The sequence below is a fragment of the Pseudomonas sp. TH32 genome, from assembly GCF_016650855.1.
Classification (GTDB): domain Bacteria; phylum Pseudomonadota; class Gammaproteobacteria; order Pseudomonadales; family Pseudomonadaceae; genus Aquipseudomonas.
In genome coordinates, this window is sequence record NZ_JAEKFA010000002.1 from 3,167,011 (window position 1) to 3,191,103 (window position 24,093).

Annotated in this window: 22 protein-coding genes and 2 pseudogenes; 11 read left to right on the forward strand and 13 right to left on the reverse strand. The window is 63.0% G+C overall.

Features of this window, described 5'->3' with window-relative positions; genetic code table 11:
- The first annotated feature begins 11 nt into the window (after positions 1-11).
- Positions 12-818, forward strand: coding sequence for a gamma-carboxygeranoyl-CoA hydratase (locus JFV30_RS18130; RefSeq protein ID WP_201124815.1), 807 nt, complete (start codon positions 12-14; stop codon positions 816-818).
- Positions 815-2,752 carry an acetyl/propionyl/methylcrotonyl-CoA carboxylase subunit alpha gene (locus JFV30_RS18135; RefSeq protein WP_201124816.1) on the forward strand — a complete coding sequence of 646 codons (1,938 nt, stop codon included), beginning with the start codon at positions 815-817 and terminating at the stop codon, positions 2,750-2,752. The genes JFV30_RS18130 and JFV30_RS18135 overlap by 4 nt, the downstream gene beginning before the upstream one ends.
- On the opposite strand, the gene JFV30_RS18140 is transcribed toward JFV30_RS18135, so the two are convergent.
- On the reverse strand, positions 2,749-3,396 hold the full coding sequence (locus tag JFV30_RS18140) for a LexA family protein (RefSeq protein ID WP_201124817.1): 648 nt from the start codon (positions 3,394-3,396) through the stop codon (positions 2,749-2,751). The genes JFV30_RS18135 and JFV30_RS18140 overlap by 4 nt on opposite strands.
- Positions 3,397-3,525: 129 nt before the next feature.
- Between JFV30_RS18140 and JFV30_RS18145 the strand changes: the two genes are divergently transcribed.
- Both JFV30_RS18145 and JFV30_RS18150 read left to right on the forward strand, forming a co-directional pair.
- Positions 3,526-3,888, forward strand: coding sequence for a DUF6124 family protein (locus JFV30_RS18145; protein WP_201124818.1), 363 nt, complete (start codon positions 3,526-3,528; stop codon positions 3,886-3,888).
- Positions 3,889-4,355: 467 nt separating this feature from the next.
- Positions 4,356-5,507, forward strand: a complete 1,152-nt coding sequence (locus JFV30_RS18150; protein WP_201124819.1) for a M14 family metallopeptidase — start codon at positions 4,356-4,358, stop codon at positions 5,505-5,507.
- A 51-nt stretch (positions 5,508-5,558) separates the two neighbouring features.
- On the opposite strand, the gene JFV30_RS18155 is transcribed toward JFV30_RS18150, so the two are convergent.
- Both JFV30_RS18155 and JFV30_RS18160 read right to left on the reverse strand, forming a co-directional pair.
- On the reverse strand, positions 5,559-6,098 hold the full coding sequence (locus JFV30_RS18155) for a cytochrome b (RefSeq protein WP_010166924.1): 540 nt from the start codon (positions 6,096-6,098) through the stop codon (positions 5,559-5,561).
- Entirely contained in the window at positions 6,095-7,177 is a 1,083-nt protein-coding gene (locus JFV30_RS18160) for a catalase family peroxidase (RefSeq protein ID WP_201124820.1), read from the reverse strand. The genes JFV30_RS18155 and JFV30_RS18160 overlap by 4 nt, the downstream gene beginning before the upstream one ends.
- Before the next feature lie 171 nt (positions 7,178-7,348).
- Between JFV30_RS18160 and JFV30_RS18165 the strand changes: the two genes are divergently transcribed.
- Both JFV30_RS18165 and JFV30_RS18170 read left to right on the forward strand, forming a co-directional pair.
- The gene (locus JFV30_RS18165) at positions 7,349-7,855 is read left to right on the forward strand and encodes an RNA polymerase sigma factor (RefSeq protein ID WP_010166918.1); all 507 of its coding nucleotides are present in this window, start codon (positions 7,349-7,351) and stop codon (positions 7,853-7,855) included.
- Entirely contained in the window at positions 7,852-8,604 is a 753-nt protein-coding gene (locus JFV30_RS18170; protein WP_201124821.1) for an anti-sigma factor family protein, read from the forward strand. The genes JFV30_RS18165 and JFV30_RS18170 overlap by 4 nt, the downstream gene beginning before the upstream one ends.
- On the opposite strand, the pseudogene JFV30_RS18175 reads toward JFV30_RS18170, so the two are convergent.
- The 7 genes and pseudogenes from JFV30_RS18175 to JFV30_RS18205 all read right to left on the reverse strand — a co-directional run bounded on the left by JFV30_RS18175 (position 8,601) and on the right by JFV30_RS18205 (position 14,946).
- Positions 8,601-9,517: pseudogene (locus JFV30_RS18175) on the reverse strand (Csu type fimbrial protein). The gene JFV30_RS18170 and the pseudogene JFV30_RS18175 sit on opposite strands and share 4 nt — an antisense overlap.
- Positions 9,518-9,599: 82 nt before the next feature.
- On the reverse strand, positions 9,600-11,993 hold the full coding sequence (locus JFV30_RS18180; RefSeq protein WP_201124822.1) for a fimbria/pilus outer membrane usher protein: 2,394 nt from the start codon (positions 11,991-11,993) through the stop codon (positions 9,600-9,602).
- Positions 11,994-12,034: 41 nt separating this feature from the next.
- A complete protein-coding gene (locus JFV30_RS18185; RefSeq protein WP_010166910.1) occupies positions 12,035-12,820 on the reverse strand; it encodes a fimbrial biogenesis chaperone in 786 nt (261 codons plus the stop codon).
- A 26-nt stretch (positions 12,821-12,846) separates the two neighbouring features.
- Entirely contained in the window at positions 12,847-13,347 is a 501-nt protein-coding gene (locus JFV30_RS18190) for a Csu type fimbrial protein (protein ID WP_010166908.1), read from the reverse strand.
- Between the two features lie 4 nt (positions 13,348-13,351).
- Positions 13,352-13,888 carry a Csu type fimbrial protein gene (locus JFV30_RS18195; RefSeq protein WP_201124823.1) on the reverse strand — a complete coding sequence of 179 codons (537 nt, stop codon included), beginning with the start codon at positions 13,886-13,888 and terminating at the stop codon, positions 13,352-13,354.
- An 18-nt stretch (positions 13,889-13,906) separates the two neighbouring features.
- A complete protein-coding gene (locus tag JFV30_RS18200; protein WP_201124824.1) occupies positions 13,907-14,452 on the reverse strand; it encodes a Csu type fimbrial protein in 546 nt (181 codons plus the stop codon).
- A complete protein-coding gene (locus JFV30_RS18205) occupies positions 14,446-14,946 on the reverse strand; it encodes a Csu type fimbrial protein (RefSeq protein WP_446739861.1) in 501 nt (166 codons plus the stop codon). The genes JFV30_RS18200 and JFV30_RS18205 overlap by 7 nt, the downstream gene beginning before the upstream one ends.
- 221 nt (positions 14,947-15,167) lie before the next feature.
- On the opposite strand from JFV30_RS18205, the gene zapE reads away from it, so the two are divergent.
- Positions 15,168-16,283, forward strand: coding sequence for a cell division protein ZapE (gene zapE, locus JFV30_RS18210; RefSeq protein WP_201124825.1), 1,116 nt, complete (start codon positions 15,168-15,170; stop codon positions 16,281-16,283).
- Positions 16,284-16,293: 10 nt separating this feature from the next.
- Entirely contained in the window at positions 16,294-17,616 is a 1,323-nt protein-coding gene (locus JFV30_RS18215; protein WP_201124826.1) for a leucine-rich repeat-containing protein kinase family protein, read from the forward strand.
- Positions 17,617-17,741: 125 nt separating this feature from the next.
- On the opposite strand, the gene JFV30_RS18220 is transcribed toward JFV30_RS18215, so the two are convergent.
- Both JFV30_RS18220 and JFV30_RS18225 read right to left on the reverse strand, forming a co-directional pair.
- Positions 17,742-18,449 (reverse strand): YebC/PmpR family DNA-binding transcriptional regulator, encoded by a 708-nt coding sequence (locus tag JFV30_RS18220; protein ID WP_010166897.1) that lies wholly within the window; start codon positions 18,447-18,449, stop codon positions 17,742-17,744.
- Between the two features lie 110 nt (positions 18,450-18,559).
- Entirely contained in the window at positions 18,560-19,873 is a 1,314-nt protein-coding gene (locus tag JFV30_RS18225) for an MFS transporter (protein ID WP_201124827.1), read from the reverse strand.
- Between the two features lie 266 nt (positions 19,874-20,139).
- On the opposite strand from JFV30_RS18225, the pseudogene JFV30_RS18230 reads away from it, so the two are divergent.
- Positions 20,140-21,011: pseudogene (locus JFV30_RS18230) on the forward strand (LysR substrate-binding domain-containing protein).
- A gap of 126 nt (positions 21,012-21,137) precedes the next feature.
- Here JFV30_RS18230 and JFV30_RS18235 read toward each other — a convergent pair.
- Positions 21,138-21,995, reverse strand: coding sequence for a LysR substrate-binding domain-containing protein (locus tag JFV30_RS18235; RefSeq protein ID WP_010166892.1), 858 nt, complete (start codon positions 21,993-21,995; stop codon positions 21,138-21,140).
- Between the two features lie 112 nt (positions 21,996-22,107).
- Here JFV30_RS18235 and JFV30_RS18240 point away from each other — a divergent pair, with 112 nt between their 5' ends.
- Together JFV30_RS18240 and phnX are read left to right on the forward strand one after the other, a co-directional pair.
- A complete protein-coding gene (locus JFV30_RS18240) occupies positions 22,108-23,217 on the forward strand; it encodes a 2-aminoethylphosphonate--pyruvate transaminase (RefSeq protein ID WP_201124828.1) in 1,110 nt (369 codons plus the stop codon).
- 27 nt (positions 23,218-23,244) lie between these two features.
- Entirely contained in the window at positions 23,245-24,072 is an 828-nt protein-coding gene (phnX, locus tag JFV30_RS18245) for a phosphonoacetaldehyde hydrolase (protein ID WP_010166887.1), read from the forward strand.
- Positions 24,073-24,093 lie beyond the last annotated feature (21 nt).

Consider the following 24,093-nt stretch of genomic DNA (forward strand, 5'->3'; position numbering starts at 1 on the left):
AGCTGCACCCCATGAGCGATTTCAACACCCTCGAACTGGTCACCGATCCGCGTGGCTTTGCCACCCTGTGGCTCAGTCGTGAAGCCAAGAACAACGCGTTCAACGCCGAAATGATCCGCGAACTGATCATCGCCCTCGACCAGGTCCAGGGCGATCCGGCCCTGCGCTTCTTGGTACTGCGCGGGCGCGGCAAACACTTCAGCGCCGGCGCCGACCTGGCCTGGATGCAGCAGTCGGCCGAGCTGGATTACCACACCAACCTGGACGACGCCCGGGAACTGGCGGAGTTGATGTACAACCTGGCCAAGCTGAAGATCCCGACGCTGGCCGTGGTTCAGGGCGCGGCCTATGGCGGTGCCCTGGGATTGATCAGTTGCTGCGACATGGCCATCGGCACTGATGAGGCGCAGTTCTGCCTGTCGGAAGTGCGTATTGGCCTGGCGCCTGCAGTGATCAGCCCGTTCGTGGTGCAGGCGATCGGCGAGCGCGCAGCCCGTCGATATGCCCTCACGGCTGATCGCTTTGGGGGCCAGCGCGCACGGGAAATCGGGCTGCTGGCGGAGAGTTATCCGACGGCCGATCTGGATGTGCAGGTTGAACGGTGGGTCACCAATCTGCTGCTCAACAGCCCGGCGGCCATGCGCGCCAGCAAGGATTTGCTGCGTGAGGTCGGCCATGGGGCGCTCACCCCGGCACTGCGTCGCTACTGCGAAAACTCCATCGCGCGGATCCGCGTCAGCGCCGAAGGCCAGGAAGGCTTGCGCGCCTTTTTGCAAAAACGTGCGCCCAACTGGCAGTCCCAGGAGCCGCGTTCATGAAGACGCTTACCACTTTATTGGTGGCCAACCGCGGCGAAATCGCCTGCCGGGTGATGCGCACCGCCAAGGCCATGGGCCTGACCACCGTGGCCGTGCACAGCGCCACGGACCGTGACGCACGGCATGCCCGCGAGGCGGATATCCGTGTGGACCTGGGCGGCAGCAAGGCCGCCGACAGTTACCTGCAAATCGACAAGCTGATCGCCGCGGCCCAGGCCAGCGGCGCCCAGGCCATTCACCCGGGTTACGGGTTTCTGTCAGAGAACGCCGGGTTCGCCCGCGCCATTGAAGCCGCCGGGTTGATCTTCCTCGGCCCGCCCGCCTCGGCCATTGATGCCATGGGCAGCAAGTCTGCAGCCAAGGCATTGATGGAAACCGCCGGCGTGCCGCTGGTGCCGGGTTACCACGGCGACGCCCAGGACCTGGAGACCTTTCGCCAGGCGGCCGAGCGCATCGGTTACCCGGTGCTGCTCAAGGCCACGGCGGGCGGTGGCGGCAAGGGCATGAAAGTGGTCGAGGACGTCAGCCAACTGGCCGAAGCCCTGGCCTCGGCCCAGCGTGAAGCGCTGTCCTCGTTTGGCAATGCGCAGATGCTGGTGGAAAAGTATTTGCTCAAGCCGCGTCACGTGGAAATCCAGGTGTTCGCCGACCAGCATGGGCATTGCCTGTACCTCAACGAGCGCGATTGTTCGATCCAGCGGCGCCACCAAAAAGTCGTCGAGGAAGCACCGGCGCCGGGCCTGAGTGCCGAGCAACGCAAGGCCATGGGCGAGGCGGCAGTTCGTGCGGCCCAGGCCATCGGTTATGTGGGTGCGGGCACGGTGGAGTTTCTGCTGGACGCGCGGGGCGAGTTTTTCTTCATGGAGATGAACACCCGGCTGCAGGTGGAACACCCGGTGACCGAAGCCATCACCGGCCTGGACCTGGTGGCCTGGCAGATTCGTGTGGCCCAGGGCGAGCCACTGCCGATGACTCAGGAGCAGGTGCCACTGCGGGGGCATGCGATTGAAGTGCGGCTGTACGCCGAGGACCCGGCCAATGATTTCCTGCCGGCCACCGGGCATCTGGCGTTGTACCGCGAATCCACGCCGGGGCCGGGGCGCCGGGTGGACAGCGGCGTCGAACAAGGCGACAACGTGTCACCGTTCTACGACCCGATGCTGGGCAAGCTGATTGCCTGGGGCGAAGACCGCGAGCAGGCGCGTCTGCGGCTGCTGGGTATGCTGGATGAATTTGCCGTGGGTGGCTTGAAGACCAACCTGGGCTTTTTGCGGCGCATCATCGGCCATCCGGCGTTTGCGGCTGCCGAGCTGGATACCGGGTTTATCCCGCGTTATCAGGATGAGCTGCTACCGGCCCCCGGCGAGTTGAGTGATGAGTTCTGGCAGGCCGCGGGCCAGGCGTTCATGCAAACCCGGCCGAGCACTGATTCCAGTTCACCCTGGGCCGACACCCGTGGCTTTCGCGCCGGGTTGCCCGCCGAGGTTTCCCTGCATTTGAGCTGCAACGGCCAGGATCGCCTGGTCACCCTGCAAGCCGGCGTCAACCCGCCCCAGTTGCGTGGCGAGCAGTTGCTGATCGACCGGCAAGGTGTGCGCCGCTCTCATCTGGCGGTGCGCGAGGGCGGCAGCCTGTTTCTGCGTTGGGACGGCGAAGTGCACAGCGTCAGCCTGTTCGACCCGATCGCCGCCGTCGACGCCAGCCAGTCCCATCAGGGCGGCCTGACCGCACCGATGAACGGCAGCATCGTGCGGGTGTTGGTGGACGTCGGCCAAACGGTGGAAGCCGGTACGCAACTGGTGGTGCTGGAAGCCATGAAGATGGAACACAGCATTCGCGCGCCCCATGCCGGGGTGGTCAAGGCGCTGTATTGCCAGGAAGGTGAAATGGTCAGTGAAGGCAGCGCACTCGTGGAACTGGAAGCCGCGAGCTAAAACCTTGTGACCGCCTGTACCACCACACCGATGATGCGGCACTCCTCGCTGAACAGCATTTTCGGGTAAGTCGGGTTGAGCGGTACCAGGTAAAGCTGACCGCTGTCCTTCACCAGTTTGCGCAAGGTAGCCTGGGGATTAAATGCCCATTGGGCCACCACCAGTTTGCCCGGCTCGGGCTGGATGGCCGGGTCCACCAGCACCATCATGCCCTCGGTGATACTCAAGCCGGCGGGGGCGGTCATGGCATCGCCGATCACCCGCAGCCAGAATGCCTTGCCACGGGCCTGATAGTCGCTCATCCGGAAACGTGCAGCACCGTATGGCCGGGATTCTTCCTGCAATGGGTACCCTCCTTTCCCTTCGCTCACCGGGTAAAGGTAATGGGGGTTGTAGTGCGGCGTTGGCTCCAACTCTTCTTCCACCGGTGCGACCGCTTTTTCGCGAACCACCAGCGCGACCTCAAGGTCGCCAAGGCCCAGTTCGTCCATCACCCGATTCATGTCGGCAAGGCTCGGCACCCGGCGCTTGTTCAGCCAATGGCCGACCCCGCCCTGAGACATGCCCAGGCGTGAGGCCAATTGATCCTGCGTGACCTTGCGGTCTTTCATGCTGGCCTTGACCAGTGCTATCCATTTATCCATGGGGCCTGACAATACGTTGTGTACTCGCAGCGACAATAAACAGTTTGTAGTAATCAATAAAACGCCATAAATACGATTAGTACTAATATCGGTTGCAGGCTTTCGACATCCACCCAGAGCACCGACTTCATGACCACAACCCCGTATCCCCTGCCCGAAACCTGCGACGAAGACGAGCTGCTGTTCATGCGCAGCAGCGGCGCTGCCCAACGCGCGCTGGACTATTACTTGAAAGAGGATCTCGCCACGCCGTCCGTTGACGACACCTTGTTTACAGTCAAACCGGGCATCAGTGATGAGGAAGCGCTGGTGCACGCCTCCGACCTGCTGCGCAGTGCTGCGGCCACTGCCTACGAATCGGCAAACAGCAGCCACGGCAACAGCCGGGACCTGGCGTTTTCAGTGGTCTATTTGATTGATATGGCGAAGGTGATGGTGGAGCGGTCGCTACGGCTTTCGACCCGGGAGGCCGAACACTCGGCCAGGATGTAACAGACGCGAAGGAAAAATATTTCTATCTGGCGGATAAAAACATTTGACTTGCAAATGATAATGATTATTATTGGACCTAGCTGATCGCGAGATCAGTCGATAGACCAAGAGACCTTAGGTCGGACTCTTGGAATATCTCCTCATCAGGCTAATCACGGTTTTTGACCCGGCTCTTTGGCCGGGTCTTTTTTTTGCCAGTTTTTCCTGGCGTGGCTTCAGGCTAATGAAGACTGTGTGTTGCTTGATGGCGCGCATGGTAGCAAAAGACTATCGCCAAAAGAAAGTCGATCCGGCGCTCTGGCCCGGTTCTTTCAAAAATAGCACTTGAGAATCAATCTCATAGATTCTAAGCTGCTGCGGCGTCATGGACGACGCCCCCTCTTCCCCCCGCAAAAAATTGCATCCAGGCTTTACCCCGCTCCGGTGTAAAATGCCCGCCACAACACTCATATTCAGGCAACCAGACTATGACCGTGGCCTTGACCTCCATCAAGATCAGCACCGACTTCGACAGCGGCAATATCCAGGTGCTCGACGCCAGTGATGCCCACCAGTTGCTGCTGGCCATCAAGCCCGATACACGCAGCCAACACTTCCAGTGGTTTCACTTCAAGGCCGAAGGCATGCACGTGGGCCACAGCCACACCTTTCGCCTGAGCAACGCCGGCCACTCTTCCTACAAGCACGCCTGGAGTGGTTACAACGCCGTGGCGTCCTACGACCATATCAACTGGTTTCGGGTACCCACCCGCTTTGATGGCGAGACGCTGCACATCACCCTCGAAACCCGGGAAAAACAGGCCTGGTTCGCCTACTTCGAACCCTACAGCCGCGAACGCCATGACTGGCTGATCGACCAGGCGCTGAACCGCGCCGGCACGCAATTGCTGGCCACCGGCAAAAGTGTCGAAGGGCGTGTTATCCCGCTGCTGCGCCGGGGCAAAGGCGAGGCCAACAAGCGCAAGGTCTGGATCATCGCCCAGCAGCATCCCGGCGAGCACATGGCCGAATGGTTTATGGAAGGCATCATCGAACGCCTGCAACAGGACGGTGACGCCGAGCTGAAAAAACTGCTGGCCGCCGCCGACCTGTACCTGGTGCCCAACATGAACCCCGATGGCGCGTTCCATGGCCATTTGCGCACCAACGCCATGGGCCAGGACCTTAACCGGGCCTGGCAAAGCGCGAGCCAGGAGATCAGCCCGGAAGTGCTGTTCGTCCAGCAGCAAATGGAAAAGTACGGCGTTGACCTGTTCCTGGATATCCACGGCGACGAAGAAATCCCCTACGTGTTCACCGCCGGCTGCGAAGGCAACCCCGGCTACACGCCGCGCATCGAGCAGTTGGAGAAACACTTCCGCAGCCACCTGAGCGGCCTCACCCGCGACTTCCAGACCGTGCACGGCTACACCCGCGACCTGCCGGGGGAAGCCAACATGACGCTGGCGTGCAACAGCGTCGGCGAGAAGTTCGACTGCCTGTCCCTGACCCTGGAAATGCCCTTCAAGGACAACGACGACGCGCCCAACCCGCACACCGGCTGGTCGGGCAAACGCTCGATGCAGTTGGGCAAGGATGTGCTGAGCACCGTGGCGGACATCGTCGGCGTACTGCGCTGATCCCTGCACCCGGCGACCGCTACGCAATCGCAGCGGTCGCCGGGCAAGGTGTCAGTCCTTGGTTCCAGTCATGCTTTGCAGCACGCCGTCACGCCGGATCAAACCGTGGAACAGCGCCGCCGCCAGGTGCAACAGCACCGTCAGAAACAGCAAATACGCCAGATACCCGTGAGCCTTGCGCAACACCGCAAACAACGGCGCATTCGCGCCGACCAGCGCCGGCAGTTGCACCGAACTGCTGAGCATCACCGGATCGCCGGCCGCCGAAATCATCGCCCAACCCAGCAGCGGCAACACCAGCATCAGGGCATACAGCACCACATGGGACGCCTTGGCCGCCAGCGCTTGCCACAGCGGCAGGTCCGCGGGAAGCGGCGGCTGACGCGTGGAAAAACGCACGACCAAGCGCACGATCACCAGCGCCAGGATCGCAATGCCCAACGGTTTGTGCAGATGGATCAGCCACTCATGGCGCTCCGACACCGACGCCACCATGCCCGCGCCAATAAACAGCATGGCGATGATCATCAACGCCATCAGCCAATGCAGCAGCCGCGCCAGCGGGGCGAAAAACCGGGGTTGAGCATTCATGGCTTCGACTCCTGTGGGGCGCTGTGCAACTGGCTGACTTCGCTGGTGCGACGCAAGTAAGAACTGGCGTACGCCGCCGAACGGGCGGCCAGCAGTGGGTCATTCGAGGCTTCGATACCGCTCGGCAGAATCAGTGGATCAAAGTTGATGTCGCGGCAGTCGCCGTCCATTTGCGGCTGGCTGCTTTCCAGCACCAGGGTGCCCGCGTTCAGCACTTTGTGCTCGCCGGTCCAGGTCTTGCTGGCGTCGTCCACCGGGTCGCCCGGGTTGGCCAGGGTGACGTTCAACTGCCAGCGCAAAGGGCCGGCTCCCAGGCGCTGCGCCAGGTCTTTTTCAAGGAAATCGCTGCCGGCTGGCGCCGTGGCACCCGGTGCATCCTGGCTTTGTGGCACGACGCCCCAACGCACGGCCTGGCGCTGGCCACTGGCGTTCACCAGGTAAAACGCGTTGATACCGTTATAGGTTTCGGTGGCATAGCTGGCGGACGGCTTGGCGGTCTTGACCCAGGCCAGGAACGGCGCGGTCTCGGGATGCGCCGCGAAAAACGCTGGCATGGCAGTCGGGTTCGGCTTGCCGGTGGCCGGGTCTGGTGCACCGGCCTTGAGCATCGCAAAGAACGCCTCGGGCGTGCCCACCGGGAACACCGGCATGCTGTTCATCCCGGTGCGCCATTGCTGGCCGTTAGCCAAGCTGAACTGCAGGGCGAAACTGCGGATCGGTACGCTGCTGTCCGGCGCATAAGGGTTGCCGCTGGGCAGCGCAAACCGCCCGATAACCGGCGTGCGTGCTTCACTGAAGACCTGGGCACTGGAGTACTGCCGCGCCTCGGGGCTGCTCTCGAAATAACCGGCCACGCACACGCCCTTGGCATGGTTGCGACGGTAACCAGGGTGCAAACCGTTGTTGGTTTCCAGGGCATTGACCAGGGTTTTGGGACGCAGGCGTTGTGGGTCGAGGCTGCCATTGACGTAGGCGAACGCCCCGGCCACGACGGCAACCACCACGCCGATGCTGGCCAACCGAATTATCAGGCTTGCGGTGCTCAGCGGCGGACGGGGCGGTGATGAGTGATCTACCATGAAATAACTCCAGGGCCCAAGGCCTTGAGTGGGTGAAACATAAGGTCGGAACACTTGGGACGTACGCCAGCGCACTCTATTCCCTGGCCGGCTGTTTATTTTTATTGGCCTGGAATAACCTTCAACGCCGGACGTCTTCCTAGTCCCAGCGTAGTGACTAGCCAGAATCCCATGCACGAACTCGACGAACAGTTACGTGAACTCATCCCCAGGTTGCGGCGTTTTGCCGTGTCCCTGACGCGTAACAGCAGCAGTGCCGACGACCTGGTACAGGCCAGCCTTGAACGCGCGATCATCAGTTGGGCCGACAAGCGCCTCGAAGGCGACTTGCGCGCCTGGCTGTTCTCGATCCTGTACCGGCAGTTTCTCGACGCCCACCGGCGTTCCCGGCGGTACACGCGCATGTTGGAGTTTTTCACCGGACGCGATGATTCGCAGCCGTCGGTCGAGCGCACGGTCATCGCGCAATCGACCCTGCAAGCCTTCGATAAATTGAACACCGAACAACGTGCCCTGCTGCTGTGGGTGTCGGTGGAAGGCTTGAGCTACAAAGAAGTCGCCGACATCCTCGAGGTGCCTGTGGGCACCGTGATGTCGCGCCTGTCCCGTGCACGCCAGGCCCTGCGCCAGCTCAGCGACGGCGAAATCACCAGCCCAGCCCTGCGGATACTCAAATGATCAGCCTGCCTCCCAGCGAACGCGATTTGCATGCCTACGTCGATCACCAGCTTCTGGACGCCGACCGCCGTCAGCTCGAAACCTGGCTGGCGGCCCACCCGGAGGTCGCCGCCCAGGTGCATGCCTGGCAGCAGGATGCGCAGCACCTGCGGGCGTCCCTGAGCGGCGCACTGCAACAGCCGGCCAACCCCGAGCTGGACCCGGCCCTGATTCGCCAGCGGGTCAAACGCCAGTCACGCCGTCACCTCGCGACCGCTGCGGTGCTGTTGATCGCCGTGAGCGTGGGCGGCCTCGGCGGCTGGCAGGCCCGCCAGGCAACCCTGGCCGACAACGTGTTGCCCATGACCGACGCGATGCAGGCCTACCGCCTGTTCGCCCAGGACGGCATCCTGCCCGCCGACTACCACGTGCAAAGCGATGGCGACATGCAAGGCTGGCTCGACCGTTACTTCAACCAGGCCTCCCGCCTGCCAGACCTGAGCCAGGCCGGGTTCAAGGCGGTCAGCGGGCGCCTGCTCAGCACCGAACAAGGCGCGGCGGCCATGGTGCTGTATGAAGACCCCCAAGGGCGGCGCATCAGTTTCTACATTCGCCCGCCAGGCCCGGAAAACAAATTCCTGCCCCGGGGCAGCCGCAGTGCCGACGGGCTGCAGGCCGAGTACTGGTCGGGCGCGGGCTACAACTATGCGATGGTCAGCCCGCAAGACCCGTCGACCACACAATTGCTCAAGCAGACGATGCGCTTCTAGAACCCCACATCCAGCACCACGTTATCGGTGTAGGTGCCGGCCGGTGGTGTGGCCTGGTTGGGGTAGATCGCCGCGTTGTAGTTGAACACCTGGCTGCCGGTGCCCAGGCCGTTCCCGGGATTCACCTCCGCCGTGGAGCTGGCGCGCCGGGAAGTGGTCACGCTGCCCCAGCGGGTGGTGGTGGCGCTTTTGAAGATGTCGTAATTCAGGAAGTTGCTCCCCGAGACCATCCGCCGCTGGCCCCCACACTCACCGGGTTCAGCCCGTCGCTGATACCCACGGTGTACGCGCTGCCCTTGGTGCAGGTAATAGTGGCCTGCCCGTTCACGCTGGAAAAACCACTGATCACTGGCGCGCTGCCAAAACTGATATTGGGCGCGGTGATCTGGCAGTCGTTGCTCACCGTCATGCTGACCGTCAGATTAGCCGTACCCGTGCCTGAATCCCGGAAGACACACAGCGTCCCAACCCCCAGGACCGAGCAATAGTTCCAGACCCAGGCGATGCTGAGTGTCTCGGTGTAGAGCCCGGCAGCCACATTGCTTCCCGTGATCGAGCTCAGGTAAAGCGGCAAGGTTTTGGTGCCCGGCCCGGAAACCAGGCCAACGCTTTGAGCAATGCCGGTAGCACCGAAATCGAATTGGACGCCACGGGCAATCGGGTAACTGGTGCTGTTATTGCCGTAAATCGTATAACCGATGACATCCCCGGTAGGCCCCACCATGCCGCTGGTCGCCGAGGTGATGGTTGCATAGAAGTGATCACTGGCCGCCAGCAGCGAGATCAGCGTGGCCCCGCAGTTCAAGCCGGCATTAGTGGTAGAACTGGTCTGGGCGGCGGTGCGTACCGTCATCGAACTGATCGAGCCAAAGCTGGCCGGCGAGGTGGTTCCCGGCACCGTACACGCGGCCATGGCCGGGGTCGAAACCCCCAGGCCCACCAGCACCAGCCATCCAACTATCCATTCCTTGCCCCGCACACTCACACTCCTTATGTCATTGGCAAACCAGCGGCCCGATCAGCGGCACCTGCTCCTCGTTGATATCCAGGTCGAACGTCGCCTGGCAGGTACGCCCCTCCCCCACAGTGACCTGCAAGGTGTTGTGGGCCGCCAGGTTCTCCAGGTACACCAGGCCATCCCAACCCACCACCGCCCGCGCCCCGGTTTGTTCATGGCGCACCTGACTGCCCAGCGGCAGGTCCTGATGCTGGGCATCCACCAGGGTGATACTGGCCGCGACCACCCGACGCAGCGGGAACTCCAACAAGTAGCCACTGCCGCGCCGCACCGCCACGCGCTGCTCGACGTTGGGGGTCTGCACGTTGACCGGCAGGTTCAGCGGGTCGATTTCATATTTGCCGCGGTAGTAAGCGCTGCTCCACGGCACCAGCAGATGCCCGTTGCGATCGGTTTCACCCACCAACTGGTTTTCGTACAGCACCGGCACCCCGGCATAACCGTCGGTGCTCACCACCACAAACGCGTCATTGACCCGGTTGGCCGTGAACACTTGCTTGTCCATCCACACCAGCGAGCCGCTGGCGTCCGCCCAACGAGTCTCGGCGTCGCTGCTGCCGTACACGCCCGCCTGCAATTGCACCGACTGCATGCGCCAGGTCAGGTCGGCCTGGCGATACGCCGGCCCGTCGCCGCTGGCGTAACCCAGGTTGTAGCCCACACCACCCTCGGAGGGCACCGCACGGCTGTAGTTGACGCGCTGGCGACTCTCGCCGGCCTGGCTGCGCTCGTTGCTCAGGGCCAGGCTGCCGTAGATGTCGAACGGGATCACCAACTGCGCCTGCATGGCCCAGTTGCTATCGCCCACCTCGCGGTTGGCCGACAGATAGAAACTGGTGTTGCGCCACAGTTGCTTGCTCCAGGTCAGGTTCAACAACCGGGTGCGTGAATCATCGGCGGCCTGCACATCGAAATAGCCGGCGCCGATGCTGCCGTAATCGTTGAGGTTCAGGCTCAGGGTCACCTGTTCGCTGCGTTTGCTGAGGCTGGCGTAAGGGGTGTCGACCAGGGTCAGGTCGGCATACTGATCGCGGCGCTCCACCCGCTGGTACGACAGGCTGTAGCGCTGGTTGCTGTATTGATAACCGAAGCTCAGTTGCTGGCCGGTCTCGCCGTCAAACTGGCTTTGGCTGAGGGCCGTGTTGAGTACGCCGAAGTTGCCCAGCCGTACGTTACCGCCCAGCCCGCCCAGGGTCAGGTCGCCCGAGGCTTCGGCATGGCTTTCCAGGGTGACGTAGTTCGAGACCCCGTAACGGAACGTGCCGCTGGCCACGCCGGGCCCGTAGCCAAAATCCCGAAGGGTGTAGTCCCGACGTAAATTACCGGCCGCCACCGAAAAATCCGACAAGCCTTTTTGCAGCAGGGTGCTGGTGACGTAGAACGGCACCGTGGTCGACACTTGCCGGCCCAGGGCATCGGTGGTGACCACCACGGCTTCCCCCGCACCGTTGATAAACGGTACGTTGGTCAGAGTGTAAGGGCCCGGCTGCAAGTCGGCGCTGCTGGATTTGTAGCCGTTGATAAACAGGTCCACCGACGACGGCACCGCCGCCTCCCCGGCAAACTGTGGCAAGGGATAGGTCACCAGGTCCGGGCGTACGCCGAAGTCCCGCGACACTTGCACCCCGCCCAGGCGCACCGAACTGCTCCATGGCAACGCACCGCTGATCACGTCGCCCGCCTCGTAGGTCAGCAGGCGCTCATCGTCGGAAAAGCGCCAGGTGGTGTCATAGCGCCGATAGCCATTGTTCAGGGCGCTGCCATTCGTCTGGCCGCCAAACGTGGTGCGGTATTGGCCGGTATTGGACAGGGTGCCCCACGTATCGAACAGCCGCAGTTCGTTGAAGACGCCCAGGTAAGTGCCGGCATCATCGGTGTCATTGAGGTAGGCATCGTAGTTGAGCAACGCACCAAAACTGGTGAGCGCCTCGCTGCGCGGATAGTTATTGCGGTGGCCGATAAACTGCTCCGGCAACCACGCCGGCGGCACCGTCAGCATCAGGCGCTGGCCCTGGCTGTCATAGTCAGTGTGCAGGCCGGGCACGTGGTCCAGCGCGACCTCGCTGGTGATCTCAGCCGGCAGTTTCATGCCGACATCCCGCAACGTCGCCGCCGGCAGAAACAACCCGCCGGCACGCTGATCCACAGCGACCACCCGGCCGGTGTCCATCTGGTTGACCACCAGTTCGAGGAACAACTGTGCATCGGCAACAGCCTCCATGCTGCTGGGGGGCGGTGGCAACGGAGCGGCCACGCCAAGCGGCGCAAGCGCCAGGCCAGACAGGCCTCCCACCACCCACACCGATCGCCATAGACTGCGAGCCCGATCATGGCTCACCAAGGCTTTGTGTCCATCAATGGACATCTCCATCCGTTAAGACCAAGGGCCGCTCCATGCCCTATTCCATTGCGTTACCGTCCCGGTGCAAGACTCTCCAGTTGCGTTGCGCCATTGACCCGCACCTGCAACGGCTGATCGCCAGCGACCCCTTCCGGCACCGGCCAGCGCATGGTCGCCCCCGGCAGCACATAGCCCAGCAGGCCGTCCACCAGCGGCCGGGTTTGCCCGCCCTGCTTGAACGCCACATCGGTGAGCCGCGCGTGCACCGCGCCCTGGTTGCGCATCTCCACGTAATTGCGCCCGCCGACGCTGACTTTTTTCCAGCTCAGGTCTGGTTTGCCCGCGCCCTTGGGGTCGCGTTGGCGGGTGGCGTCTTCCTTGCTCCAAAGGCCTGCGCCGTAGGCGAACAAGGGCACCGAATAGCGCATCTGAAAGCGGATCGCGGCGGCTGTCTTGCCGTCAGCGGCGGGCGTTTCAGGGGCGGCCGCGGGAATTTCGTCGATGATGATCCGATACGCCAGCTCCTGGCCCGGCGGCACTTCCCGGGTCCGGGTCAGGCGCACCAGTTGTTTTTGCCCCGGCTCGATCTTCGCCACCGGCGGGCTGCCGATCACGTCGCGCTGGTTCTGGTACTGCTCGTCAAACCCGCCCTGGCTCCAGGCAAACACCCGAATCTGCAGGTTGGCGGTCTCTGTGCCGCGGTTCTCCAACCATAAGGCGCTGGCCTGTTGATCGGCCTCCAGCACCGGGTCGATGGGCCAGATCAGCACTGAGCTGGCGGCCTGGGCCTGCCCCGCACCCAACGCCACCAAACCGATAAAACCCGCAACCCAATACCGCCGGGAAGCTGCAAACATAGATTTCACTCCTTATGCCAATCGCCTTACCAGGACAGCTGCACCTGCAGCACGTCGCTGTACGTCCCCCCAGGCTGATTACCCGGTAACACCACCCGGCCGTAAATCGGCAGGGTTATAGCGTTTGCGTTGCTGTAGCTCACGCTGACGCTTTGGCTGATCCCCAGGCTTTGGCTAAATGCCGCGTCCCGAAACAGCTGATACGCCACTTGGGCACTGCCGCTATTGAGCTGCATGCGCCGGCCACCGACGTTGTGCAAACCGCCATCCACGGTCATGTTCAAGGTGACGCCCGGCGTGCATTGCAGCGTTACCCCGCCGCTCAGCGCCACCGAGACCGTACTGGTCGACAACGACGAATAGCTGCCGAACGCCAGGCTGCCGTAATTCGTGCCGCCGCCCACCACCAGGCAGCCCGCGGCAATCGTCGCGCTGACCTGGATCGTCTGGCTGGTCACCGCCAGCAACGACAACGGCATCCCCCAACCCGTGATGACCGCCAGCGTCGCCCAGCAGGCCCGTTTCATGGCACTAGAACGTCAGTTGCACGGACACCGTGTCGGTGTAGGTACCGGCCGGCAGCCCCGTCTTGCCCACGGCCTGGCCGTAGATATTCACGGTTTGCGCAACGCCGGTGCTCGGGGCCAGGTTGATGGTGCCGTTGATCGCCAGGATCGATGAATGCCCGGTGTCGGTGTAGAAGTCGTACGGCACGTAATTGGCGACGCCGTCGTACAGCGCCCGGGTGCCGCCGGTGGATTGGCCGTCATGAGACCCCGCCCCCACAGTGATCACCGGCGAGGTGCCCGATGAACACTGAATCGACAAGGCTCCCCCGCCGCCGCCCAGCACCTGGCCGGACTGCGTGGTGAACTGGCTGTTGGTGGTACCGAAATTGATCGTACCGAAGTTCAACCCGGTGGTGCCGCCGACGCCGTTGACCAGGCAACTGTTGGTCAGGATCAGGGTCGAGCTGATCTGCCCGGTGACCGTGGTGGCCGCCTGGGCACTCGACACCCAGACCATTGCCATCAGTGGAAAAACTGCTTTCGAGACAAGTGCATGCATGATGTCCATCCTCAAGGTTTACCAATCCAGAGTCACCGTCAGGGTGTCTGTGTAGATGCCGGCCGGTAGGGCCCTGGTATTCGCCACCACCGAGCCGAATACCGGGATCGGTACTTGTGCGCCCTTGGTCACGACGAAATTGCGTTGCTGGCCGATGCTGTAGGTGTTCCGGCCTGCGGGGTCGGCCGACAGCCGATACGGTATGGTTTGCCGGCCATTGCTCAGGCGCCGGGTGGTGCCGTCGCCATGAGCGCCGCCGTCGATGGTCACGGTGAAGCTGCTCACCACCGACGGGTTGCAGGAGACCGCCAGCGCCGCCTTGTCGCCGTCACTGACACTGGCACCCAGGCGGTTGTCCCAGGTGGGCCCGTGGCTGCCAAAGTCCAGCAAGGCCGAGCCTCCGTCGGGGCTGACCGGCGCGCTGTCGGTGCCTTTGCTCACCTGGCAACTGGCAGTAATCACCAGCCGCGCGTGAATCTGCCCGGTGACCGCCGCCGCCTGGGCATCCTCCGCCAGGAGCAACAGGCCGCCCAGCGCGATGCAGGCCAGGGCCCGGCTTACCATGTCACCGTCACTTTGAGCAGGTCGGAATAACGCCCCACCGCCGGGACTTCCTTGAGAGGCTCAATGCGACCATAGAGCGGCAGGTCCACCGTGCCGGAATCAGGCACGCGGCCACTCACCGGTACGTCCACGGCCAAGGGGATGCGACGCGCCGCGTCGGCATAAATGCGGTAAGGAATGGGTTTGATCGAAGGGGCAGCGGCGCCCAGGTAACGCACCTCACCCACGCCGCCATGCAGGCCGCCGTCGACACGCATCTGATACGGCGTATCCGGGTTGCACTCCAGGCGTGGCTGGCGCTGGCTGATCAAGGCAGCACTCAACGGCCCCGCCGGGTCATCCAGACGGGAACTGCTGCCAAAATCCAGCACGCCGAGCTGCTCGATGCCGGCCTCGCGGGCGGTGCCCACCAGTTGGCAACCGCGCTGCACGTCGATGCGCACTTCAACCTGGAGCTGACCGCCATAAACCGTGTTGCAGAGCATCGCGCTCATGATTACCAAGACTGCGTGTCCCTTCACTGCCCCAAATCCTTATACAGGGGTGACTGCTTTGTATGAGGGTAGTCACTCAAGGGGATTCCGCCAGTCAGGTCACTGGTTTGGATCCCATTGAGCCATGCCTTTTCCAGATAGCTCGTGCCGCGCTTCCCTATTGGTCAAACCGCAACCGGCGCTCTAAAGTGGGCGACCACCGAAACACAGAGTGACTGACATTGGCTGCGTTACCGCCCCTGCTCAAACGGTTGCTGGGTAAACCTGCGGCGCCTGATTCCGCCCCCGGCATTACGACATTTTTCCAGGACAAGGCCCGGCAACAGGGCTACACCCTCAGCGCCAGCCAGCTGCAGGTCATCGCGTGCATGGCCCGGCAAACCGCCCACCTGTTGGCCGGGCGCCCACCCCGCAGCCTTTACCTGCACGGTGCCGTGGGCCGGGGCAAAAGCTGGTTGCTGGACGGTTTTTTCCAGGCGCTGCCGATTGCCGAGAAGCAGCGCGTGCACTTTCACGATTTTTTCGCCCGCCTGCACCGCGGCATGTTTACCCATCGCCAGCAGCGCGACGCCCTGGCCGTGACCCTGGACGAACTGCTCGAGGGCTGCCGCGTGTTGTGCTTCGACGAGTTTCACGTGCATGACATCGGCGACGCGATGCTGATCAGCCGTCTGTTCAAGGCCCTGTTCCGGCGCGGGGTGTGGGTGCTGGTAACCTCCAATTACCCGCCCGCCGGGTTGTTGCCGAACCCGCTGTACCACCAGCGCTTCAAGCCGGTGATCGAGCTGATCAGTGCGCGCATGGACGTGATGGAGGTCAGCGCGCCCCAGGATTATCGCGGCCTGGCCCAGGCCCATGGCGAGCAGCGTTTCACCACCGGCCAGTTCGTCTGGCCGGGTACACCTGCGCAACGCGAGGCCATGGGGCTGCCGTCAGCGGATCACGCCCCGGTCAGCCTGGCTGTCGGTGCCCGGCAACTGATTGCCCGCACGCACCAGGGCCGCAGCATCGCCTTCACCTTCAGCGACCTGTGCGAGCAACCGACCGCCGTCATGGACTATCTGCAACTGTGCCGCGACTACGACCGCTGGATCATCGATGGCCTGCCACACCTGGCGGATTGCCCGATTGCCGCCCAACAACGCTTTATCAACCTGGTGGACGTGCTTTACGACCAGGACAAGCAACTGACGCTGATCGGCGAGCAGCCGCTGGAGCAATCCCTGGGTGGCCAGGCCATCGACCTGGCGCGCACCGCCAGCCGCCTGGGGCAGTTGCAGAAGATCGGGCCACAACCCGCTATCATGAGCGCCATTCACGCCCCTATTGCCGAGTGACGCGCTGTTCATGGATACCCTTGCCCAACTCAAGGCCGGCCAATTGGCCGGTATCAAACGCCTGGACCTGCGCTGCGGGCTGACCGAGTTCCCCCGGGAAATCTTCGACCTGGCCGACTCCCTGGAAATCCTCAACCTCACCGGCAACGCCCTCAGCAGCCTGCCGGATGACCTGCACCGCCTCCCGCATTTGCGTGTGCTGTTCTGTTCGGAAAACGCCTTTACCGAGCTGCCGGAATGCCTGGGCCAATGCGCACAGTTGAGCATGATCGGCTTCAAGTCGAACCAGATCAGCAGCGTCCCGGCGGCCGCCTTGCCGCCCTTGCTGCGCTGGCTGATCCTCACCGACAACCGCATCAGCCAGTTGCCCAGCGAACTGGGTGAACGGCCCTTGCTGCAAAAACTGATGCTGGCCGGCAACCACCTGGAGCACCTGCCGCCAAGCCTGGCCCAGTGCAAAAACCTCGAACTGATCCGCATCGCCTCCAACCGCCTGACCCGCCTGCCGGACTGGTTGCTGACCCTGCCGAGCCTGACCTGGCTGGCCTACGCCGGCAACCCGGTGGAAATGGCCGTGGAAGTGGCTCGCGATGACGCGACGCCGAACATCCCCTGGTCAGAGTTGGCGCTGGGCGAGGTGCTCGGCGAAGGCGCTTCGGGGATCATCCGCAAGGCGTCCTGGACCCCGCCCACCGGGCCGGCCAAGGCGGTCGCGGTCAAACTGTATAAAGGCAGCATCACCAGCGACGGCTCGCCGTTACACGAAATGCACGCCTGCATCGCCGCCGGGTTGCATGCCAATTTGATCAAGGTGGAAGGCCGGGTCGTCGGCCATCCCGAAGGCCAGGCGGCGCTGGTGATGCAACTGATCGACCCGAGCTACCGCAACCTCGCGGCCCTGCCGAGCCTGGCGTCGTGCACCCGTGACATCTACGAACCCACCACCCGCTTCAGCGCGGACGTGGCGTTGCGCATGGCGCGAGGCATCGCGTCAGTGGCGGCGCACCTGCACGAGCAAGGCATCACCCACGGCGATCTGTACGGCCATAACATTCTGTGGAATGAAGCCGGCGAGTGCCTGCTTGGGGACTTTGGCGCCGCGTCGTTTCATGCCACGGTCGACAGCCTGGAAACCCGGGCGTTGCAGCGTATCGAAGTGCGGGCGTTCGGGGTGTTGCTGGGGGAGTTGCTGGAACGGATTGATGCGGGGTTGAGCGAGGAGAACCGCGTGGCACTGGAAGCCTTGCGGGATAACTGCTGCCAGCCGGAGGTGCTTGCCCGGCCTGGGTTTGAGGAAATCACAAGCTTGTTGCAGTCTTCCAAACTCCGCTAAACCAAATGTGGGAGCGGGCTTGCTCGCGAATGCGGTGTGTCAGTCAATACATACTTGGCTGGTACACCGTATTCGCGAGCAAGCCCGCTCCCACATTTAGATCGGGTTCTCACATCAAATGAGCGTTAACCCGCCAACCCGACAAACATATCCTGCACATCGTCATGGTTGTCCAAACCTTCCAGGAAGGCTTCGACTTCGGCCATCTGCTCATCGCTCAAACCGCTCACCGGGTTTTTCGAGATGTAGCCCAGCTTGGCCGACAACACGGTGAAGCCCTGCTCCGGCAACGCTTTCTGTACGGCGTCCAGGTCGGTGGTTTCGGTGATGAACAAGGTGGTGCCTTCTTCCTCGCCTTCCTCGAAATCCTGCGCACCGGCTTCAATCGCGGCCATTTCCGGATCGGCGTCCGGGCTGTCCGGCGAGGCTTCGATCAGGCCCACATGGTTGAAGTCCCAGGCCACGGAGCCGGAAGCGCCGAGCTGGCCCTTGCGGAATGCCACGCGGATTTCCGCCACGGTGCGGTTGATGTTGTCGGTCACGCATTCAACGATCAGCGGCACCTGGTGCGGGGCAAACCCTTCGTAGGTCACGCGGTGGTATTGCACGGTCTCACCGAGCAGACCGGCGCCTTTCTTGATCGCGCGTTCCAGGGTTTCCTTGGGCATCGAGGCCTTTTTGGCCTGCTCCACCACCAGGCGCAAATGTGCGTTGGTGGCGGTGTCGGCACCGTTGCGGGCGGCAATGGTGATCTCTTTCACCAGCTTGCCGAAGATCTTGCCCTTGGCATTGGATGCCGCTTCTTTATGTTTGACTTTCCACTGTGCGCCCATGACTCACTCTCTTGATGTCCATCGCGCCGAGACGTCTACTGGCCGGCGCTTTGGGGGCAGAGTTTATAGCGCTGAAACACTCTAATCCACCAAAAAACCGGCCATGCCCCTCAGGTGCGCAAGGGATTGATTGCGCGCTCACGGTCCGGCACAAAGTCGCCCACCTGCGCCAGCACTGCGGGCCTGGCATTCCAGTAGGGCATCAACACCAGCGAGGAAAACAGCGCGGCGCCGGCAAACACGATAAACACCGTGACCGTGTCAAAGTAGCCCGGCAGCAAGCCGCCGAGGATCGCCCCCACCGAACCGCAACCGTTGACGAACCCCGCCGCCGTCGCGCCGGCCTTGGCGGTGCCGAAGTCAATGGCGGCGGTGCTGCTGATCATCGAGTCCGGCCCGTACAGGGTCAGGCCCATCACAAACAGCAGCGCCATCACCAGCGCCACGCTGCCAGTGTGCAAGGCGCCCATGAACAGTGCCAGGGCCACGGTCAGCGCCAGCAGGCTGAGGACACAGGCCGGCATGCGCCGCGCACCGAACAACTTGTCGGAAGCCATGCCGATCATGATCGGCCCCAGCAATCCCGCCAGCTCGAACGCCGTCGGCACAATCGCCGCGCCGACCTTGCCCACCGACGGCATCTGCTCATACACAATCACCGGCCCCCACAGCAGGATGGCGTAACGCGCCGGTTTCAACAGAAAGTACGCCAGCCCCAGGGTCAACACGGTGCGGTTGCGCAAGATGGCCCGCAGCGGTTCCAGCACGCTGGCGTTCTTCTCGGCGGCCGTCTGTTCCGGCTCGGGCTCCACTGCCGGCAACCCCACATCCTGTGGCGTGTTGCGCTGGAAGATGAAGAACAGCACCGCCACCACGAAGACCACCGCGGCACTGGAGATAAACGCCGCATGCCAGGTGCCGATCAGCGTATAGGCCCACCACCCGGCAAACGGCGACGCCACCAGGCCACCAAAGGCATAGCAAGAACTCCAAAGGCCCAGCACCCGCCCCCGCTGCTGCGCCGGGAAGAAGCTGCCAAGGTTCTTGCACAGCCCCGACCAGCCGGTGGACTGCGCCAGGCCCTGAATCAGCATGCAACTGATAAAGATCGGCAACGTGGCGAACGTGCCCATCACCAAGGCGGCAGCGGCGGAAATCAGCAACCCGCCGAGCACCACCACACGCGGCCCGAAACGGTCGGCGAGCATGCCCCAGGTGAACTGGCCAACGGCATAGGCCGCGAGGTAGATGCCATCCAGGTTGGCCATCATCATCTTGTCCAGCGGGAAACTCGGGTCGTCGACGATCCCCAGTTTGGCCACCGAAAAGGCTTTGCGGGTGAAATAGAAGGCCGCGTACGCCAGCCAGGTGATAGCGAAAATCTGCACGCGCCAACGCTTGATGTTACTCAAGGGAGTATTCATGGTGGTTCTGACCTCGGGTGTGAGTGTGCCGGCAGAATGAAAAGCAAACGCCTGTATTTTTATTGTTGAGCACTGCAATACCGACGCCTCGGAGGGCGCGGTACTGGTCAGATGAGCCCTGCTGGTAAGCACGCAAAGACCCATGGCCGCCTTAGGTGCAGGACTTGACCCGCGGCGACTGAGGGCTATCAAAGCAATGGCTGACTAATAGGTAAAATCGATTTATCGTATTTCAAATATAAGCTGAGCTTGTAAGAGGATTCGCGATGTCGGTGTCCCACGCCCAACTCAAAGCCTTCCATGCGGTGGCCGTGCACGGCAGTTTTACCCAGGCCGCCGAGCGTTTGTTCCTCAGCCAGCCGGCCATTTCCGACCAGGTGCGCAAGCTCGAAGAGCGCTTCGGCGTACTGCTGTTTCATCGCAACAAACGTTCAGTGCGGTTGACCGACCTGGGGAGCGGCTGTTAAGCGTCACCCAGCGCCTGTTTGCGGTCGCCGCCGAAGCCGAAGAGCTGCTGCAGGATTCCCGCGCCTTGCAAACCGGCACCCTGACCCTGGCGGTGGATGCCCCCGTGCATGTGTTGCCGCAGATCGCGCGCTTCTGCCAGTTGTACCCGGGCATCAGTGTGAAGATCGAAACCGGCAACACCGATGAATCGCTGTTTCGCCTGTACCACTACCAGGCTGACCTGGCGCTGCTGGGCCGCGATGTGGACGACGAGCGGCTGCTGTCACTGCCGCTGCCCGATGACCAACTGCTCGCGTTTGTTTCCCGTAACCATCCGTGGGCGGGCCGCGAGTCCATCTGCCTGGCGGACCTGGACGATACGCCGCTGGTACTGCGGGAAATCGGCTCGGTCACCCGCCAGACGCTAGAGCAGGAAATGCACCAGGCCGGTCTGCGGATTCGCCCGGCCATTCAGGTAGAAGGCCGGGAGGCGGCGCGGGAGGCGGTGGTGGTGGGGATTGGCGTGGGGGTGGTGTCTGCTGCGGAATTTGGCGCGGACTCGCGGGTGTATGCGATGCCGATCCGCGACTGCACTCAGCGGATGAAGGAAACCCTGGTGTGCTTGAAAGAGCAGAGCTCGCGGCGGGTGGTGGCGACGTTTCTGGAGATTGTGCGGGAGAGTTTGCGGTGAAGTTGAGGGCCCCTTCGCGAGTAAGCCCGCTCCCACATTCGACTGCATTCCATAGGTAGAACTCGGTCAACTGTGGGAGCGGGCTTGCTCGCGAAAGGGCCAACTCGATCTTCAGCCAACCCCCACTCAGGGCGCCAATTCGAAAAACGCCTGAATCAACCGCAACTCCCGGCGCCGCTCCATGCACCCGATCACATGCCGGTTCACCAGTCCCTCCCCGTGGATCGGAATCGCATGCACCCGTGGGTCCCGGCTGACCTCCATCGACGACACCACGCCCACTCCCAATTCAGCCGCCACCGCTTCCGTCACCGCCTCACGGCTGTCCAGTTCCAGCAACACCTTGGGCTGCACGCCGGCCAGGGCGCAGGCATCGTCAAAGGTGCGGCGGGTAATCGAGCTGGGCTCACGCAGCACCATGATCACCTGATCCAACTGCTCCAGCCGAATCCCCGCAGGCTCTGCCAGCCACGGGTGCCCGGCCGGCACCAGCGCGCAAATCCGTGACTCGATCAACGGCTGCAGGTGCAGGCCCTTGCGCGGTTCCACCTCCGTCAACACCGCCACATCGGCCCGCTCCGACAGCAGGGCGGCGAGGGTTTCCTGAGCGTTGCCCAGGCGCAGATTCACGGTAATTCCCGGGTACCGCTCCCGCAGGCGGGCCAACATCGGCATGACCATGTGCGGCCCGTCCGCCGCCACTTCCAGGCGCCCGGTGAGCAGTTGCCGGTTGGCCTCCAGCAAGGTCTGCGCCTCTTCCACCAGGCCGAAGATCGCCCGGGTGATGGCCGCCAGCTTGGTGCCCTCCTCGGTCAACGCCACCTGCCGCGCAGTACGTCGGAACAGCGCGATCTGGTAGTGCTCCTCCAGCGCCTTGATATGCCCGGTCACCGCCGGCTGGCTGATGAACAGCCGCTCGGCCGCCCGGGTAAAACTGCCCTCACGGGCCACGGCATCAAACGCACGCAGTTGAAACAGGTTCATAGCTATCGGCCTCACTGATAGCTCGCATAACAACAAACAATTTGATTGATGACAAGCCAAACTGCAATTTATGCCCCGTAGCTTCATCCCAACGTTTTGCGAGGACATGAGAATGAGTACTGCCGCGCCGATCCTGCTGACCCCCGGGCCCTTGACCACCTCAGCCCGCACCCGCCAGGCCATGATGGTCGACTGGGGTTCATGGGATGACCGCTTCAATCAACTGACCGCCAGCCTGTGCGAGCAACTGCTGGCGATCGTCAACGGCACCGACAGCCACCATTGCGTGCCGTTGCAAGGCAGCGGCACCTTCGCGGTAGAAGCGGCCATCGGCACCCTCGTCCCGCGTGACGGCAAGGTATTGGTGCTGATCAATGGCGCCTACGGCAAGCGCCTGGCGAAGATTTGCGAAGTGCTCGGCCGCGCGTTCAGCACCTTTGAAACCGCCGAAGACGAACCCACCACCGCAGCCGACGTCGACCGCCTGTTGCACGCCGACAAGAGCATCACCCACGTCGCGCTGATCCACTGCGAAACCAGCACCGGGATTCTCAACCCGCTGCCCGAGATCGCCCAGGTCATCGCCCGTCACGGCAAGCGCCTGATCATCGACGCCATGAGTTCCTTCGGCGCGCTGCCGATCGACGCCCGTGAAGTGCCGTTCGACGCACTGATCGCCGCCTCCGGCAAGTGCCTGGAAGGCGTACCGGGGATGGGTTTTGTGTTCGCTGAGAAACAGGCACTGGCCGCTGCCCAAGGCAACAGCCATTCGCTGGCGATGGACCTCTTCGACCAGCACAGCTACATGGCCAAGACCGGCCAATGGCGCTTTACCCCGCCGACCCACGTGGTGGCGGCGCTGCACGAAGCCCTGCTGCAATACAACGAAGAAGGCGGCCTGCCCGCCCGCCACCAGCGCTACGCCGACAACTGCCAGGCGCTGCTGGACGGCATGGCCGAACTGGGCCTGCGCAGCTTCCTGCCCGCCGCGATCCAGGCGCCGATCATCGTCACCTTCCACGCGCCGAAAGACCCGCGCTACCAGTTCAAGGAATTCTACGAACGGGTCAAGGCCAAGGGTTTCATCCTCTATCCCGGCAAATTGACCCAGGTGGAAACCTTCCGCGTGGGCTGCATCGGCCATGTGAACCAGGCCGAAATGCAAGCAGCTGTCGCGGCAGTCGCCGAGGTGCTGCAAGAAATGAACGTGCTCGACATCTGACTGCCAACTTCCAACAGGATCTGAACCATGAACTACGCAAACCCAACCAAGCTTCAAGCCGCGATCCTCGACTGGGCCGGCACCGTGGTCGATTTCGGCTCGTTCGCACCGACGCAGATTTTTGTCGAAGCCTTCGCCGAGTTCGACGTACAGGTCTCCATCGAAGAAGCCCGTGGCCCGATGGGCATGGGCAAGTGGGACCACATCCGCACCCTGTGCGACCAGCCGCAGGTGGCCGAGCGTTACCGCAAAGCCTTTGGCCGCACGCCCACCGATGATGACGTCACCGCCATCTACCAGCGCTTCATGCCGTTGCAGATCGAGAAAATCGCCGAGCACTCGGCCTTGATCCCCGGCGCCCTGGACACCATCGCCAATCTGCGCCAGCAAGGGATCAAGATCGGCTCGTGCTCCGGCTACCCCAAGCAGGTGATGGACAAGGTCGTCGAACTGGCCGCCACCAACGGCTACGTGGCCGACCACGTGGTAGCAACCGACGAAGTGCCCAACGGCCGCCCATGGCCGGCCCAGGCGCTGGCCAACGTGATCGCCCTGGGTATCGATGATGTGGCGGCCTGTGTGAAGATCGACGACACCGTGCCGGGCATCCTCGAAGGCCGTCGCGCCGGGATGTGGACCGTGGCGCTGACCTGTTCGGGCAACGCCCTGGGCCTGACCTACGAACAGTTCCGCGCCCTGGACGCCGGCACACTCGCCAGCGAACGCAAGCGCATCCAGGCCCTGTTCGAAGGCTCGCGCCCGCACTACATGATCGACACCATCACCGACCTGCCGGCAGTGATCGACGACATCAACCAGCGCCTGGCACGGGGCGAAATGCCGCAGGGCAACTGATCGAGATCAAAAGATCGCCTC